This window comes from Pseudomonas fluorescens (assembly GCF_902497855.1).
Taxonomy (GTDB): Bacteria; Pseudomonadota; Gammaproteobacteria; order Pseudomonadales; family Pseudomonadaceae; genus Aquipseudomonas; species Aquipseudomonas fluorescens_BI.
On record NZ_CABVHU010000003.1, the window covers coordinates 313,737 to 329,465 of the forward strand.

The window sequence follows — 15,729 nt, forward strand, 5'->3', positions numbered from 1 at the left end:
CGTTATCGTTAACGACCTTCGCTGGCAAGCCAGCTCCTACAGAAAGCCCGCATGATCTGAGAAGGTCATGCGGGCTTTTTTATGCCCGGGATACGGGGATGACTTCGAGCACGCGGATCAGCTCCGGCGTCGGGTAATGCCACCGCACATCCACATCCCAGAACTGCGCCCCATATTCCCGCTCCGGCGCAGGCGTCTGATAGGCCGGGCGCGGATCCTGCGCCAGACACTGCTCGATCAGCTCGACCAAGGGCTCACCAAGGCGCTGAGCGTGCCCGTGCGCCTGTTGCAATGCCGAATCCGTCCACTGCACGGGAATCATCTGTGGCGCAGCGCTGGCGATGCTGTTGGAGGCTGTATCGATGATATCGGCGTATGGCACGTAGGGTTTGATGTCGAGGATCGGCGTGCCGTCGAGCAGGTCGATGCCGGAGATCCACAGGCGATCGGCTTCGACCTTGTCCAGCTTGACCACTGACTGCCCGATGCCATTGGGCCGATGCGTCGCACGGGTGGCAAACACCCCCATGGATTTGTTGCCGCCGAGGCGAGGCGGGCGGACTTTCAGGCGTGGCTTTTCTTCCAGGGCCTGATGGAACAGGAACAGCAGCCAGACATGGCTGACCTGTTCCAGGCCCTGCACCGCGTCTCCCTGATCGAACGGCGCCACCAGTTCCAGCACGCCGCGAGCGGCCGGGGCCAGTTGCGGCTGGCGTGGGATGGCGAACTTCTCCTTGAAACAGGAGCGCACGAAACCGATGGGGGAGACGCTGTAGGTCATGGGTTGGGGCGCGCTTATTGCGGGCGCACGCGCAGGGTCAGGCCCTTGAGGAAGTTGCGCAGCAACTGGTCGCCGCACGCACGGTAGTTGGTGTGGCCGAACTTGCGGAACAGCGCGCTCAACTCCGGCTTGGACACCGGGAACTCGGAGGCCTTGAGGATCGCGTGCATGTCGTCTTCCTTCAGTTCGAAGGCCACCCGCAGCTTCTTCAGGATGATGTTGTTGGTCACCGGCGTTTCGATCGGCTGCGGCGGACGGCTTTCGTCCTTGCCGCGCTTGAAGATCACCAGGCCATCGAGGAAGTGCGCCATGACCTCGTCCGGGCAGCGGACGAAGCCTTCTTCGTCTTCTTCTTTCTTGTCCAGGTACGTCAGCAGGTCTGGCAGAGTCACGTCCATGCCGCCGAGCTTGATGATCTCGATGACTTTCTTGTCGCTGATGTCGAGCATGTAGCGCACGCTGCGCAGTACGTCGTTATGAATCATGGTGTGCAATCCTGATAGTCGGCAGTGGGCGTCGCATAAGCAGCGGCGCCAGAATGTGTGGCGGCGTGAAAAGTCTTAGAACTTCTCTTTGCCGGACAGGTAGCGCCATTGCCCCAAGGGCACTTTGCCAATGGATACACCGCCAATGCGGATCCGGCGGATGGCAACGACCTTCAGGCCGACGGCCTGGCAGAACAGGGCGATCACCCCCGGTTGTGGGTTCTTCATCGCAAAACGCAGGCGGTTTTCGTTCTGCCAGCTGGCTTTGACCGGCGGCAGTTCCTTGCCCTTGTAGGTCAGGCCGTGGTTCAGGCGATTGAGACCATGAGCCACCATGTCGCCTTCAACCTCGACCACATACTCTTGCTCGATCTTGGCGGAGTCTGCGGTCAATTTGCGCAGGATCTTCCAGTCCTGGGTGAACACCAGCAAGCCGCTGGCATTGGCCTGCAGGTCGGTGCTGGCGGTCAGGCGCAGGAAGTGGCCCTTGAGCGGACGTTTGCTGAAGCGGTGTTCTTCGCTCAGGGTCTCGGCGCTGATGGTCGCCAGGGCCGTGTCCGCATCCATGCCCGCCGGAACGTTGAACAGGATGGTCACCGGCTCGGGCGCAGTGGCTTTCGCTTCTGGATCGAGCTCGACTTTTTGGGTGCCGACCTTGAACTGCGGCTCGTCGATGACCTCACCGTCCACGGTGACCCAGCCGCCCTCGATGAACAGCTCAGCCTCCCGACGGGAACAGCCGACGAGTTCGATGAGGCGTTTGGAGAGTCGAATCGGGTCAGTCATGACAGGGCCGTAACAAAAAAGGGGTGGGCATTGTACCTGCTGGGCGCCGGTTAAGCCCGGCTCGATTTGCACCGTACAGCTTTTCGTGTAGTAGCTGGCTTGCTGGCGAAGGCGTCCTGTAGGAGCGAGGCTTGCCCGCGAAGGGAGCACCTCGGTCTATCTGACCGACTGCGGTGCTCCCTTCGCGGGCAAGCCTCGCTCCTACAGCGGTCCTGCGTTGTGTCAGCCATTGCGCGTGCGTTGCTGGATTTGGCGCAGGCGCATGTGCAACAGCGGATAGGGCTGGCCCATGCCATCGACTTCCGAGCGACCGATCACCTCAAAGCCCTGCTTGAGGTAGAACCCCAGGGCTTGCGGGTTCTGCTCGTTGACGTCCAGTTCATCGGCATTCAGGTGTTCCAAAGCATACCGCAGCAGCTGCTTGCCCAGCCCCTGGCCGCGGTGCGCCGGGTCGATGAAGAGCATTTCGATCTTGCCCGCCGCGACCCCGGCAAACCCGGTGATGCGCTGGCGCGAGTCTTTGGTGCAGATCAGCATGACCGCATCCAGGTAGCGGGTCAGCACCAGGTTCTTCAGCAGTTCGATGTAACTGTCGGGCAGAAAGTCATGGGTGGCGCGCACCGAGGCTTCCCACACCTGCGTCAGTTCTTCGTAGTCGCTCTGTTTCGGCGTCTGGACGACCGAATGTTGGCGCATGGCCGAATGCCCCTTTTGGCGGTTGATCGAGCGAGTCCTTTCTCCCACAAAACGATAGACGTAAAAAAGCCCCGCATCTCGTCAGGAGAGCAGGGCTTTTCGTATTTATTGCGTTTAGATCTGTTCAGCCCACAGGTCGTATTCGTCAGCGTCGGTCACTTTGCACCAGACTTTATCGCCTGGTTTCAGGTTGCTGCCGTTGTCGATGAACACGTTTCCGTCGATTTCCGGGGCATCGAAGAAGCAGCGACCGACTGCGCCTTGCTCGTCGACTTCATCGACCAGCACTTCGATTTCACGGCCGACGCGCATTTGCAGGCGTGCCGAGCTGATCGCTTGTTGGTGCGCCATGAAGCGGTCCCAGCGGTCTTGCTTGACGTCGTCTGGCACGATGGCCGCGTCCAGCATGTTGGCAGGTGCGCCTTCGACCGGCGAATACTGGAAGCAACCGACACGGTCGAGCTGGGCTTCGGTCAGCCAGTTCAGCAGGTACTGGAAGTCTTCTTCGGTTTCGCCAGGGAAGCCGACGATGAAGGTCGACCGGATGATCAGGTCCGGGCAGATTTCGCGCCAGTTCTTGATGCGGGCCAGGGTCTTGTCTTCGAAGGCCGGGCGTTTCATCGCTTTCAGGACTTTCGGGCTGGCGTGCTGGAACGGGATGTCCAGGTACGGCAGGATCTTCCCGGCAGCCATCAGCGGGATCAGCTCGTCGACGTGCGGGTATGGGTAAACGTAGTGCAGACGCACCCAGACGCCGAGGGTGCTCAGGGCTTCGCAGAGTTCGGTCATGCGGGTTTTCACCGGCGCGCCGTTCCAGAAACCGGTGCGGTACTTCACGTCGACGCCGTAGGCGCTGGTGTCTTGCGAGATCACCAACAGCTCCTTGACGCCGGCCTTGACCAGGCGCTGGGCTTCGTCGAGCACGTCACCGACCGGGCGGCTGACCAGTTTGCCGCGCATCGACGGGATGATGCAGAAGCTGCAGCTGTGGTTGCAGCCTTCGGAAATCTTCAGGTAGGCGTAGTGGCGCGGGGTCAGCTTGATCCCCTGCGGCGGCACCAGGTCGATCAGCGGGTTGTGATCCTGGCGCGGCGGCACCGCGTCGTGCACGGCGTTGACCACTTGCTCGTACTGTTGCGGACCGGTCACGGCCAGCACGCTCGGATGCACCTTGCGAATGTTGCCTTCTTCGACGCCCATGCAGCCGGTGACGATGACCTTGCCGTTTTCCTTGATGGCTTCGCCGATCACTTCCAGGGACTCGGCCTTGGCCGAATCGATGAAGCCGCAGGTGTTGACCACCACGACGTCGGCGTCCTGATAGGTGGACACGACGTCATAGCCTTCCATGCGCAGCTGGGTAAGGATGCGCTCGGAGTCGACCAGTGCTTTGGGGCAACCCAGGGATACGAAGCCAACCTTTGGATTGGCCGGCGCAGGAGTGGTGGACATGTCTAACCTCGGTATTTGTGACGCCTCCAGCCGAAGACGGCAAGGCGACAGACGGGCGTTTGGCACGCCTCTGATCAAAAAGTGCGCAATTCTAGCGATGAGAGGCGCACTTGACCAGCTTTATACGGGGAAATACGACGAGTGCTGCGTTATGCTTCGCGCCGTTACACATTGCCGATTTTCTACAGTCAATAAAACGTCTGTAACAGCGTGTAAAACAGCGCATGCTGCACGGCAAGCATAGTGTTTTTTCTTAAGCGATTCGGGTCTGGATGCAGGAGTGGTGGATGGGGCAGGCAAGTAGTCAGGCGGCGGGTTCCGAGCACTCGGCGGCCAAGCCGATCGGCATGCTGGTCGCGGCGGTCGGGGTGGTGTATGGCGATATCGGTACGAGCCCGCTGTACACCCTCAAAGAAGTGTTTTCCGGTGGCTACGGCGTGCCCGTCACCCATGATGGGGTGCTGGGGATTCTGGCGCTGATCTTCTGGTCGCTGATCTGGGTCGTCTCGATCAAGTACATGATGTTTGTCCTGCGCGCCGATAACCAGGGCGAAGGCGGGATCATGGCCCTTACCGCGCTGGCCCGGCGGGCGGCGGCAGGGCATGCCCGGTTGCGTACCCTGCTGGTGGTGTGCGGGCTGATCGGTGCGGCGCTGTTTTATGGCGACAGCATGATCACGCCGGCGATTTCCGTACTCTCGGCCATTGAAGGCCTGGGACTGGCATTCGACGGCATCGACCATTGGGTGGTGCCGCTGTCGTTGATCGTGCTGGTGGCACTCTTCCTGATTCAACGTCACGGTACCGCGCGGATCGGCATTCTGTTCGGGCCGATCATGGTCACTTGGTTTGTCGTGCTGGGGGCGCTGGGGGTCTACGGCATCCTGCAGCACCCGGAAGTGTTGCAGGCAATGAACCCGGTGTGGGGCGTGCGTTTCTTCATCGTGCATCCGGGCATGGGCGTGGCAATCCTTGGCGCAGTGGTGCTGGCGTTGACCGGTGCCGAAGCGCTGTACGCCGACATGGGCCACTTTGGCCGCAAGCCGATTGCCCGCGCGTGGTTCATCCTGGTGTTGCCGGCACTGGTGCTGAACTACTTCGGCCAGGGCGCGCTGCTGCTCGGTGACCCGGAAGCCGCCCGCAACCCGTTCTACCTGCTGGCACCGAGCTGGGCGTTGATTCCGCTGGTCGGCCTGTCGACCATGGCGACGGTGATTGCCTCCCAGGCGGTCATCTCCGGGGCGTTCTCCCTCACCCGTCAGGCGATCCAGCTCGGCTACATTCCGCGCATGCACATCCAGCACACCTCCAGTGCCGAACAGGGCCAGATCTACATCGGCGCGGTGAACTGGTCGCTGATGGTCGGCGTGATCCTGTTGGTCCTGGGGTTCGAATCCTCCGGCGCCCTGGCCTCGGCCTACGGTGTGGCCGTGACCGGCACCATGCTGATGACCACCATCCTGGTGTCGGCGGTGATGTTGTTGTTGTGGAAATGGCCACCGGTCCTCGCCGTTCCGGTGTTGCTCGGCTTCCTGTTGGTGGACGGCCTGTACTTCGCCGCCAACGTGCCGAAGATCGTTCAGGGCGGGGCGTTCCCGGTGATCGCCGGTATTGTGCTGTTCGTGCTGATGACCACCTGGAAGCGCGGCAAGCAACTGCTGGTCGACCGAATCGACGAGGGTGGATTGCCGCTGCCGATTTTCATCAGCAGCATCGCCGTCCAGCCACCGCATCGCGTCCAGGGCACCGCGGTGTTCCTCACCGCGCGTCCGGATGCCGTGCCCCATGCGCTGTTGCACAACCTGCTGCATAACCAGGTATTACACGAGCAAGTAGTGCTGCTGACGGTGGTCTACGAAGACATTCCGCGGGTGCCGCCGACGCGGCGCTTCGAGGTCGAATCCCACGGCGAAGGCTTCTTCCGGGTGATCCTGCACTTTGGTTTCATCGATGAGCCGGACGTGCCGCAGGCGCTGAAACTGTGTCATCTCGATGACCTGGATTTCAGCCCGATGCGCACCACCTACTTCCTCAGCCGCGAGACGGTCATCGCCTCCAAACTCGTCGGCATGGCCCGCTGGCGCGAGGCGCTGTTTGCCTTCATGTTGCAGAACGCCAACGGTAATTTGCGGTTCTTCAATCTGCCGTTGAACCGGGTGATTGAGTTGGGTACCCAGGTAGAAATGTAACCCCCATCAAAAAGCCCCCGTTGCCATTTAGGCAGCGGGGGCTTTTTTGTGGGCGGTGACTGGAGTCGAATTGCGGTCCCCTGTGGGAGCGAGCCTGCTCGCGAATGCGTCGGGCCAGTCGACATCAATGTTGAATGATAAACCGCATTCGCGAGCAGGCTCGCTCCCACATTGGAATTGTGGTGTGTACGAAATGAAAAAAGACCCCGGTACCGTGAGGCAGCGAGGGCTTTTTTGCGGCTGGCCTCAGATCACTCCTGAGCCGTCTCGTCTTTGGCTTGTCGCTTGGCAATGATGTCCACCAACCGCTGGGCCAATGCCGGATAGTTCTCGTCAAAGTGATGCCCACCCGGCAGCTTCATTGCTTCACCCACGGCCGTCTTGTCAGTACAGCCGCTCTCATCGACTTCTTCTTCCCCGTAGATGCACACCACTTTCTCCGCTGGCAGCTTGGCCATTTCCGGGCCGGTGGCGGCTTCCTTGCCAGCATTGCCGAGCCAGCCTTCGACTTCGATTTCGAAGCTGCCGGTGCGGGCGAAGGCCAGCAGGATAATGGCGTCGACCCGTTGTTGCTCCGCGGGCTCCAGGCGGTTGTAGATCGCCGGCAGGACGTCGGCGCCGAACGAATAACCGGTGAGGATGAAGCGTTTGGTGCCCCATTTTTGCCGGTAGTGCTGCATCAGTTCGGCCAGGTCCAGGGCGCTTTGTTCAGGGCTCTTGTGCTGCCAGTAGTAGCGCAGGGTATCGATGCCGACCACCGGGTAACCGATCTTGGCCATCTCGCCCGCCACGTCGCGGTCCAGGTCGCGCCAGCCGCCGTCGCCGGAAAGGAACAGGGTGACGGTGTCCCGTGCCTGGCCGGCCGGGACTTCGACCACCGGGATCTGCAGGCCGCCAGCGGCTTTTTCGCCGCCGACGAGGCGTTTGCGCAGTTCGTTGTTCAGCACTTGCGGCAGGTTGATGTCGTAGTCGCTGATGCTGGTTTCGGCGTTCGGCTGGTCGCGCACGAAACCGGCGCTGGTGTCGTCCGGGTTGTCGTTCCAGGCCACCAGCCAGTGGCCGTGGGCCGCGCTTTTTGGCAGCAGGTGAGTGCAGCCGGGTTTTTCCAGGGCCAGGTCCACCGACACGGCCTGGGCCTGGTCGTTCTTCTGTTCGGACAACCAGCGCCAGGCGAGTACGGCGCCCGGGCCGATGCCGCTGACCAGCGTCGCCGGACCTTTGAGTTCGCGCAGGCCGGATTGCAGGGCACGACTTTGTAGCAGGCAGTCTTTGGGCAGGATCACCTGAACGATCTGCGCCGAGCCGCTGCGGCTGAGGGTCAGCAGTTGTTTGTCGCTGAGTTTCTGCTCGGCGTTGACCGCCACCAACACCTGGGCGCGCGGTGTGTTGCCGGGGATGACTCGAGTCATTGCCGTGCCATCGGCGGGTGTCAGCTGTTCGAGGGTCGGTTCGGGTGCCGGACGCTTGAGGTACCAGTAACCGCCACCGAGGATCAGGGCCAGCACTAGCAGTGTGCCCAGTACGTACCGCAGGGAGCGTTGAATCATCAGCGTTTCACCAATCCAGTCAAGCCGCCCGCAATCAGGGCAGCAGTGTCGGCCAGGGCCACCAGCGGATCGAGTCCGGCGGGCACGGCCATATAACGGGGTTCCCAGTCGGGCTGGAACTTGTCTTTGAAGCGGCGCAAGCCTTGGAAGTTGTAGAGCTGCTCACCACGGCGGAACACCATCGAGCCCAGGCGCTGGGTCAGCGGAGCGCCGCGACGGGGTTGCAACCCCGACAGCGGCACCATGCCCAGGCTGAAACGCGCGTATCCATGATTTTTATAATGTTGGATCAGACCGACCATCATGAACTCCATGGTCAGCTTGGGAGCCTCCGGGTGCGCACGCATCAGGTCGAGGCTGGCCAGGTCATGGCCATAGGTCTCGAGCAGGTTGGCGAACGCCACCGGGCGCCCTTCGAAGCGAATTACCGCGATGCGGAAATGCTTGAGGTAGTCATCGCTGAAACGGCCGAGGGAGAAGCCTTTCTCGCGCACGTTCTTGCCGGTCAGCCAGGCATCGGAGATCACCTTGAGCTCATCCATCGGCGCTTGCCCCGGCTCATGGATCTCCAGCGACAGGCCGTCGCGGGTGCCACGGTTCCAGGTGTAGCGCAGGTCCTTCATCTCTTTGCCCTTGGCCTCGAGGTCGAAGCGCTGCAGATCGACCCGGGCTTCTTCGCCGAGCTTGATCGCCGTCAGGCCGATGTCCATGTAATACGGCAGGTTCTCGGCGCGCACCTGATAGAACACCGGGCGGGCGTGGTGAAGGTCACACAGGTCGCGGAACTGCCAGATCATCTCGGCCCGTTGCAGGGCCGGGCCGATCGGGTCGTACAAGGCCACCAGGCTGCGACCACGGCGGGCGTACATCAGGAACGCCTGGTCGTCAGGGTGAAACAGCAGCGCCTTGTCACCGGTCAGGGCCAGGCCGCCATCCGGTTGGGCGGACGCCATGAGGATCCTGGTCGCGCGCTCCAGCTCTTCGGGCGTGGGCAGGTGGATCACCGGGCGCGCGGTGCGCAGCAGCCAGGTCAGGGACACCACCAGCAACAGGACGGCGGCACCCAGCAGCGAGCGCAAGCCACGGGGGGCGTCGGCGTCGAGGGTGAACTGCCACCAGAGTTGATGGCTGTAGGGAACGTCCTGATAGGCGAACAGCAGCAGCCAGATCGACGCGCCGAGCACGCACAGGCTGGAGACCAGATACAGCGGCGAAAAGGGCAGTTCGGTCAGGCGGCTGGGGCGATAGAACGAGCTCCGGAAAACCCCCAGCAGGCTCGCGGTCAGGGTCATCAGGCAGGCTTCTTCCCAGTCGAAGCCCTTGAGCAGCGAGAGCAGGGCGCCCACCAGCAACAGGATGGTGGTCAGCATCCACGCGGCCGACAGGCGCCGGCGCAGACCTTGGGCCAGCAGCAGGCACAGCACGCCGACCAGGCTGGCGCCGAAGTGCGAGGCGTCGACCAGTCGATGGGGGATCAGAAAACCGATGTGCTCCAGGCGCGTATCGATTTCCGGGGTCACGCCGGAGAACAGCAGCACCACACCGGACAGAAACACCAGCACCGCCAGAATCGGTGCGGCCAGGCCGGACGCGGCGCGCAGTGTCTGGCGCGTCTGAAACACGCGCTGGCCTTCATTGATCAGCAGCAGCAAACAGGCTACCAGCAACGGCAGCACCACGTAGATCAGGCGATAGAGCAGCAGCGCGGCAGCCAGGGGCGCGGCCCCGAGCTTGTCGGCGAAGGCGGCCAGCAGGATGGCCTCGAACACCCCGACACCGCCGGGCACATGGCTGAGCACCCCGGCAGCCAAGGCCAGCAGATACACCAGCAGGAATGCGCCGAAGGGTGGTGCTTCGGGCAGCAACAGATACAGCACGGTCGCGGCGGCGGCCACGTCCAGGGCGGTGATGACCAATTGCAGGTACGTCAGGCGACGTCCTGGCAAACGCAAGGTGCGGCGACCGACCTTGACCAGCAGATTATCCGGGTAGGGCTGTTCCGGCAGGCGTCGACGGTAGATGCCGATCGCCAGCACGGCAAAAAGCAGCAGTACGGCGACGGCGACCACACCCAGCAATGTCTCGGACAAACCCAGGGCGACGGAAGCGGCAGGCAGGTTACTGAGTGTGGCCAGGGCCGCGAGCGGGGGCAGGGCACAACCGAGCGAGAGGCTGGCAAACAGCGTCATGTGCGCGACTTCCGAAGCCCCCAGGCCGTGACGCGCATATAAACGGTAGCGAACCGAGCCTCCCGAGAGCATCGAAAGACCGATGGCATTGCCGATGGCGAATGCGGTGAACCCGCCCAGGGCGAGGATGCGTGGCGCCAGTGTCACGCCGGCATACCGACTGGCCGACCATTCGTAGCCGAGCAAAATGATGAAGCCGGCCACGGTCGCAGCCAGTGCGCCGAGCAGTGCCGGTTGCGATACTTCGAGAATCGAGTCGTGCAGCGCGTACAGATCGAGTTCGCTCAGCAGGTGACGACAGGCGATCAGCGCGATAGCGAACAACAGCAGCGTGACGGCCAGACCCAGGGGTTGGCGGTATTTGCTGACCAGGTCCAGCAAGCGCAGGCGCTCGGCCTTGATCGGTTGTGTCGCAGTGACGGTGTCTTGTGGATCAGACGAGTTGGCGCGCATCAATCACCTCTTGGATTGTGCGCGACAGGATGGGGGTATCCGGTCAAGTTACCAATCCCTGTTGAAAAAAATAGTTACAAATATACCTATTCTCACTGGGACCCGGCGATGGCGCGTCATCATTTGAAAAGGGGTGTGGCTGAGAGCGAATGCCCCTTGTAGGAGCAAGCTCGCTCCTACAGTCGAGGGCATTCGCTGCTGGGTGACAGGTCATTGTTGCGAAAGGACTTTTCCGTCAGGCACAAAAAAGGCCACTCTTTCGAGTAGCCTTTCTTGATGTTTGGTTGCGGGAGCCGGATTTGAACCGACGACCTTCGGGTTATGAGCCCGACGAGCTACCAGACTGCTCCATCCCGCGTCTGTGTGGCGGCATTCTACAGGCGAACGGCAGGCTGTCAACCGTTAATCCTGAACCTGGCCGAATAAGTGCCAGGTTGTGGCAAGCGGCGGCAGTGGAGACTTAAGTTCAGGAATCAGAACGATTTCTCTTTCCGCGCGAGTGATGGCTAAGCGCTGCACTCGTACAAAACAGACGCACACAAAAAAGGCCACTCTATCGAGTAGCCTTTCTTGATGTTTGGTTGCGGGAGCCGGATTTGAACCGACGACCTTCGGGTTATGAGCCCGACGAGCTACCAGACTGCTCCATCCCGCGTCTGTGTGGCGGCACTCTACAGGCGAACGGCGCAGAGTCAATCTTTAATCCTGAAACGGGTCAAATAAGTGCAAATGAATGGCAAATCGCGGCAGAGGAGACCTAAGTTCAGCAATCAGAACGATTTATCTCCCTGGGCTTGCGATGGTGAGCGCTGCACTCGTACAAAACAGGCGCGCACAAAAAAGGCCACTCTTTCGAGTAGCCTTTCTTGATATTTGGTTGCGGGAGCCGGATTTGAACCGACGACCTTCGGGTTATGAGCCCGACGAGCTACCAGACTGCTCCATCCCGCGTCTGTGGGTCGAATTCTACAGAGGATGGCGCTGGTGTCAAGCCTAATCCTGAAAAAATCTGTTCCTGTTCAATCGCTTAGGCCTCCAAGGGGCTGGGTCTGCAGGTCTGTGAGGCAGGTGTGGCAAGGCCTGCGGCTCTATTGAGGGGAGTTGTTCGATTGAGTCATTAAATTCATCCGATACTTTTCCTACGCTTGAAAAAGAACATTCCGAGTACTGGTGCTATATACAGGTGCCAATGAGATACTGCCCATCCGACAAAGCCTAACTCCATTTCTTGCCCATGAATACCGCTTTTATATGACCCAGCGAAAAATCATTCACGTCGACTGTGACTGTTTCTACGCCGCCATCGAGATGCGTGACGACCCGCGCCTGGCGGGTAAGCCGCTGGCGGTAGGTGGCTCGGCGGATCGGCGGGGAGTGATCGCCACCTGCAATTATGAAGCGCGGGCGTATGGCGTGCGTTCGGCCATGTCGTCGGGGCACGCCTTGAAACTGTGCCCGGACCTGACCATCGTCAAGCCGCGCATGGACGCCTATAGAGAAGCGTCGAAGGAAATTCACACGATCTTTCGCGATTACACCGACTTGATCGAGCCGCTGTCCCTTGATGAGGCCTACCTTGATGTGTCGGACAGTGCGCATTTCGGTGGTAGCGCCACGCGCATTGCCCAGGACATCCGGCGCCGGGTGTCCAATCAGCTGCACATCACCGTTTCGGCGGGCGTGGCGCCGAACAAGTTTCTCGCCAAGATCGCCAGCGACTGGAAGAAACCCAATGGCCTGTTCGTCATTACACCGGATCAGGTGGAGGACTTTGTCAGCGGATTGCCGGTCAGCAAGTTGCACGGGGTGGGCAAGGTGACGGCCGACAAGCTGGGCCGGCTGGGTATCGTCGACTGCTCGCATTTGCGCGAATGGGACAAGTTGGCGCTGGTGCGCGAATTCGGCAGCTTTGGTGAGCGGCTCTGGAGCCTGGCCCGTGGGATCGATGACCGTCTGGTGCACAACGACAGTCGTCGCCAGTCGATCAGTGTGGAAAACACCTATGACGTGGACCTGCCGGATCTGGTGAGCTGCCTGAATAAATTACCCGAGCTGCTGGAGACCCTGGCCGGACGCATGGCACGAATCGACAACAGTTATCGGCCGGGCAAGCCGTTCGTCAAAGTGAAATTCCATGACTTTACCCAGACCACGCTGGAACAGGCGGGGACAGGGCGGGATCTGGGGAGTTATCAGCTGTTGCTGACCCAGGCATTCAATCGCGGCGGGAAACCGGTGCGGTTGTTGGGGATTGGGGTCAGGCTGGAGGATTTGCGGGGTGGGTTTGAGCAGATGGAGTTGTTTGAGCGGTAGTGGCAGAGTTTGGATGGGGTGGTGAATGTGAGGCCGCCTTCGCGAGCAAGCCCGCTCCCACAGGGGACCGCGTTCTTACAGATAGAATGCGGTTAAATGTGGGAGCGGGCTTGCTCGCGAAGGCGTTCCGACGAAGCTTTTGCTTTAGTTCGGCCCCGGATCCGCCACCAATCGCCCGGCATCCCGGGTCAATGACTTGAGGAATTCGGCCTGCAATTCCGGATCGTTGCGAGTCAGCTCGATCAGGCTCTGCTCCAGCTCCGTGGCTTCTTCTTCCAGACCCAGTTCCGACAGGCGTTTGACCCGGTGTACCCACTGGCTCACTTCGTCGTCTTCGAGGTCGTCGTAAATCAGTCCGTGAGCTTCGAGCAGTTTGCCGCGCAAGGTACTGCTGACCGCCAGGGACGAGTCGGAATGCACGTCGTCCCGGGCATCTGCCACAGTGATCAGCAGTCGGCTCAGATGGTTGATGTCATGTTCAGCGAACGGACTGTCCAGCAGGTTCACGCGCAAAATGCCGTTTTTGTCGGTATTGAGCTGGAAGGTTTCCTTGCCGGCCTTGACCTCGACCGGACGCTCGCTCCATGGCAGGCTCGAGTACTCGGTGCGCTTGTCCAGCTGGACTTCGTCGATGCCGGCCAGGTTCTGCTGTGCGCGACCATTGGACTGCGCGTTCATGAACGGGTTGAGCCCGGCGAAACCGTAGCTGAACCAGTCCCGGGTCACACTGTCCGGAAGGTTGCCGAGGGCGAACACGTTGACCACATTCGCGCCGACACCGCCCACCACCGCCACCGCGCCCAGCGGAATCTCATAGATTTCCCGCCAGGGTTGGTACGGCGTGTAGCGATCATAGTGGCGCGTGACTTCGAATTCGGTGACTTCGAAGGTCTTCTGCTCGTGGATTTTCACCCGTCGTTGCGGCAGCTCAAGCACCTTGGGCTCGCCGACATCGATCTGCAGGCTGTGATCGAGCAATTTGCGCTCGACACGTTCCTCGTGCTCGCTGCGTTGCGACATGTGATTGGCACAGCCGCTGACCAGCAGGGTGCCGCACAAGGCGGCACCACCGAGGCCTAAGGTGTTTCGCTTGAACATGACTTCTCTATCTGGTGTCAGCGGCGGATACGGGCCTGGAGGAAAGACAGCACGTCAGCGACCGGCAGCGCTTGCGCCTCGGGCTCGGTGCGGCTCTTGTATTCCAGATTGCCATCGGCGAGGCCGCGGTCACTGACCACGATCCGGTGTGGAATGCCGATCAGCTCCATGTCCGCGAACTTGATGCCCGGGCTGGTTTTCTTGTCGCGGTCGTCCAGCAGCACTTCGAAGCCGGCTGCAGTCAGTTCTGCATACAGCTTGTCGGTGGCTTCGCGAACCTGTTCGGTTTCGTAGCGCAGCGGTACCAGGGCGACCTGGAAGGGGGCCAGGGTGTCGCTCCAGATAATGCCGTTTGCATCGTTGTTCTGTTCGATGGCCGCCGCCACCACGCGGGACACGCCAATGCCATAGCAGCCCATTTCCAGGGTCACCGGCTTGCCGTTCTCGCCCAGCACTTCGCACTTCATCGCTTTGCTGTACTTGTTGCCCAGCTGGAAGATGTGCCCGACTTCAATGCCGCGCTTGATTTCCAGGGTGCCCTTGCCGTCCGCGCTTGGATCGCCGGCCACGATGTTACGCAGGTCGGCCACGGTCGGTACCGGCAGATCACGCTCCCAGTTCACGCCGAAGTAGTGCTTGTCGTCGATGTTGGCGCCGATGCCGAAGTCGCTCATCAGCTCGACGGAACGGTCGATGATGATCGGCAACGGCAGGTTCAGCGGGCCGAGGGAACCGGCACCGGCGCCAATGGCGTCGCGCAGTTCGGCTTCGGACGCCATCACCAGCGGGCTGGCAACGCCAGGCTGGTTGGCGGCCTTGATTTCGTTCAGCTCGTGGTCGCCACGAATGATCAGGGCAATCAGCTTGCCTGGCTCTTCTGCGTGAACCACCAGGGTCTTGATGGTCTTCTCGATCGGCAGGTTGAAGCCTTCGACCAGTTGCGCGATGGTCTTGGCGTTCGGCGTGTCGACCAGGCGCAGCTCTTCGGCGGCTGCTGCACGGGACGTTTCCCGTGGCACGGCTTCGGCTTTCTCGATGTTGGCCGCGTAGTCGGAACCGTTGCTGAAGACGATATCGTCTTCGCCGGATTCGGCCAGCACGTGGAACTCGTGGGAACCGGCGCCGCCGATGGAGCCGTTGTCGGCTTCAACCGCACGGAACTTCAGGCCCAGGCGGGTGAACACATTGCAGTACGCCTGGTACATGCGGTCGTAAGTGACCTGCAGCGAAGGCTGGTCGGCATGGAAGGAGTAGGCGTCCTTCATGATGAATTCGCGGCCGCGCATCAAGCCGAAGCGTGGGCGGATTTCGTCTCGGAATTTGGTCTGGATCTGATACAGGTTGATCGGCAGCTGTTTGTAGCTGCTCAACTCGTTGCGCATCAGGTCGGTGATCACTTCTTCGTGGGTCGGGCCGGCGCAGAAGTCGCGGCCGTGACGATCCCTGAAGCGCAGCAGTTCCGGGCCGTATTCTTCCCAGCGACCGGATTCCTGCCACAGCTCAGCCGGTTGCGTGCTCGGCATCAACACTTCAAGAGAGCCCGCGGCGTTCATTTCTTCACGAACGATGGCTTCGACCTTGCGCATCACTCGCAAGCCCATCGGCAGCCAGGTGTACAGGCCCGAGGCGAGTTTGCGGATCATGCCGGCGCGCAGCATCAGCTGATGGCTGATCACGACCGCGTCGGAAGGCGTTTCTTTCTGTGTGGCGAGCAAAAATTGACTGGTGCGCATGGTTGGC

At 61.1% G+C, this 15,729-nt stretch carries 11 protein-coding genes and 3 tRNA genes; 2 read left to right on the forward strand and 12 right to left on the reverse strand.

Translation table 11 applies throughout. The features are described 5' to 3' along the window. Positions 1–79: 79 nt before the first annotated feature. From tsaA to rimO, 5 genes are all read right to left on the reverse strand, one after another. Complete coding sequence (gene tsaA, locus F8N96_RS09040) at positions 80–781, reverse strand: tRNA (N6-threonylcarbamoyladenosine(37)-N6)-methyltransferase TrmO (protein ID WP_150767047.1); 702 nt, start codon at positions 779–781, stop codon at positions 80–82. Positions 782–795: 14 nt separating this feature from the next. Beyond that, positions 796–1,266 carry a DUF1456 family protein gene (locus F8N96_RS09045; protein ID WP_064676139.1) on the reverse strand — a complete coding sequence of 157 codons (471 nt, stop codon included), beginning with the start codon at positions 1,264–1,266 and terminating at the stop codon, positions 796–798. A 75-nt stretch (positions 1,267–1,341) separates the two neighbouring features. Next, positions 1,342–2,052 carry an rRNA pseudouridine synthase gene (locus tag F8N96_RS09050; RefSeq protein ID WP_150797496.1) on the reverse strand — a complete coding sequence of 237 codons (711 nt, stop codon included), beginning with the start codon at positions 2,050–2,052 and terminating at the stop codon, positions 1,342–1,344. Positions 2,053–2,274: 222 nt separating this feature from the next. Beyond that, complete coding sequence (locus F8N96_RS09055) at positions 2,275–2,748, reverse strand: acetyltransferase (protein WP_150797497.1); 474 nt, start codon at positions 2,746–2,748, stop codon at positions 2,275–2,277. Positions 2,749–2,862: 114 nt separating this feature from the next. Continuing rightward, on the reverse strand, positions 2,863–4,200 hold the full coding sequence (gene rimO / locus F8N96_RS09060) for a 30S ribosomal protein S12 methylthiotransferase RimO (protein ID WP_150797498.1): 1,338 nt from the start codon (positions 4,198–4,200) through the stop codon (positions 2,863–2,865). Between the two features lie 287 nt (positions 4,201–4,487). On the opposite strand from rimO, the gene F8N96_RS09070 reads away from it, so the two are divergent. Continuing rightward, on the forward strand, positions 4,488–6,389 hold the full coding sequence (locus tag F8N96_RS09070; RefSeq protein ID WP_150797500.1) for a potassium transporter Kup: 1,902 nt from the start codon (positions 4,488–4,490) through the stop codon (positions 6,387–6,389). A 251-nt stretch (positions 6,390–6,640) separates the two neighbouring features. On the opposite strand, the gene F8N96_RS09080 is transcribed toward F8N96_RS09070, so the two are convergent. The 5 genes from F8N96_RS09080 to F8N96_RS09100 form a co-directional block, all read right to left on the reverse strand. Then, the gene (locus F8N96_RS09080; RefSeq protein ID WP_150797502.1) at positions 6,641–7,936 is read right to left on the reverse strand and encodes a virulence factor family protein; all 1,296 of its coding nucleotides are present in this window, start codon (positions 7,934–7,936) and stop codon (positions 6,641–6,643) included. Beyond that, complete coding sequence (gene mprF / locus F8N96_RS09085) at positions 7,936–10,578, reverse strand: bifunctional lysylphosphatidylglycerol flippase/synthetase MprF (RefSeq protein ID WP_150797503.1); 2,643 nt, start codon at positions 10,576–10,578, stop codon at positions 7,936–7,938. Before mprF ends, F8N96_RS09080 begins: the two co-directional genes overlap by 1 nt. Positions 10,579–10,859: 281 nt before the next feature. Continuing rightward, positions 10,860–10,936, reverse strand: a tRNA-Met gene (locus F8N96_RS09090). Positions 10,937–11,156: 220 nt separating this feature from the next. After that, a tRNA-Met gene (locus F8N96_RS09095) sits at positions 11,157–11,233 on the reverse strand. A gap of 219 nt (positions 11,234–11,452) precedes the next feature. Continuing rightward, positions 11,453–11,529, reverse strand: a tRNA-Met gene (locus F8N96_RS09100). Positions 11,530–11,829: 300 nt separating this feature from the next. Between F8N96_RS09100 and dinB the strand changes: the two genes are divergently transcribed. Next, the gene (gene dinB / locus F8N96_RS09105) at positions 11,830–12,891 is read left to right on the forward strand and encodes a DNA polymerase IV (RefSeq protein ID WP_150797504.1); all 1,062 of its coding nucleotides are present in this window, start codon (positions 11,830–11,832) and stop codon (positions 12,889–12,891) included. A 144-nt stretch (positions 12,892–13,035) separates the two neighbouring features. On the opposite strand, the gene F8N96_RS09115 is transcribed toward dinB, so the two are convergent. Together F8N96_RS09115 and F8N96_RS09120 are read right to left on the reverse strand one after the other, a co-directional pair. Further along, on the reverse strand, positions 13,036–13,989 hold the full coding sequence (locus F8N96_RS09115; RefSeq protein WP_150767053.1) for a hypothetical protein: 954 nt from the start codon (positions 13,987–13,989) through the stop codon (positions 13,036–13,038). 17 nt (positions 13,990–14,006) lie between these two features. Beyond that, positions 14,007–15,722 (reverse strand): proline--tRNA ligase, encoded by a 1,716-nt coding sequence (locus tag F8N96_RS09120; RefSeq protein ID WP_150797506.1) that lies wholly within the window; start codon positions 15,720–15,722, stop codon positions 14,007–14,009. Between the last annotated feature and the right edge of the window lie 7 nt (positions 15,723–15,729).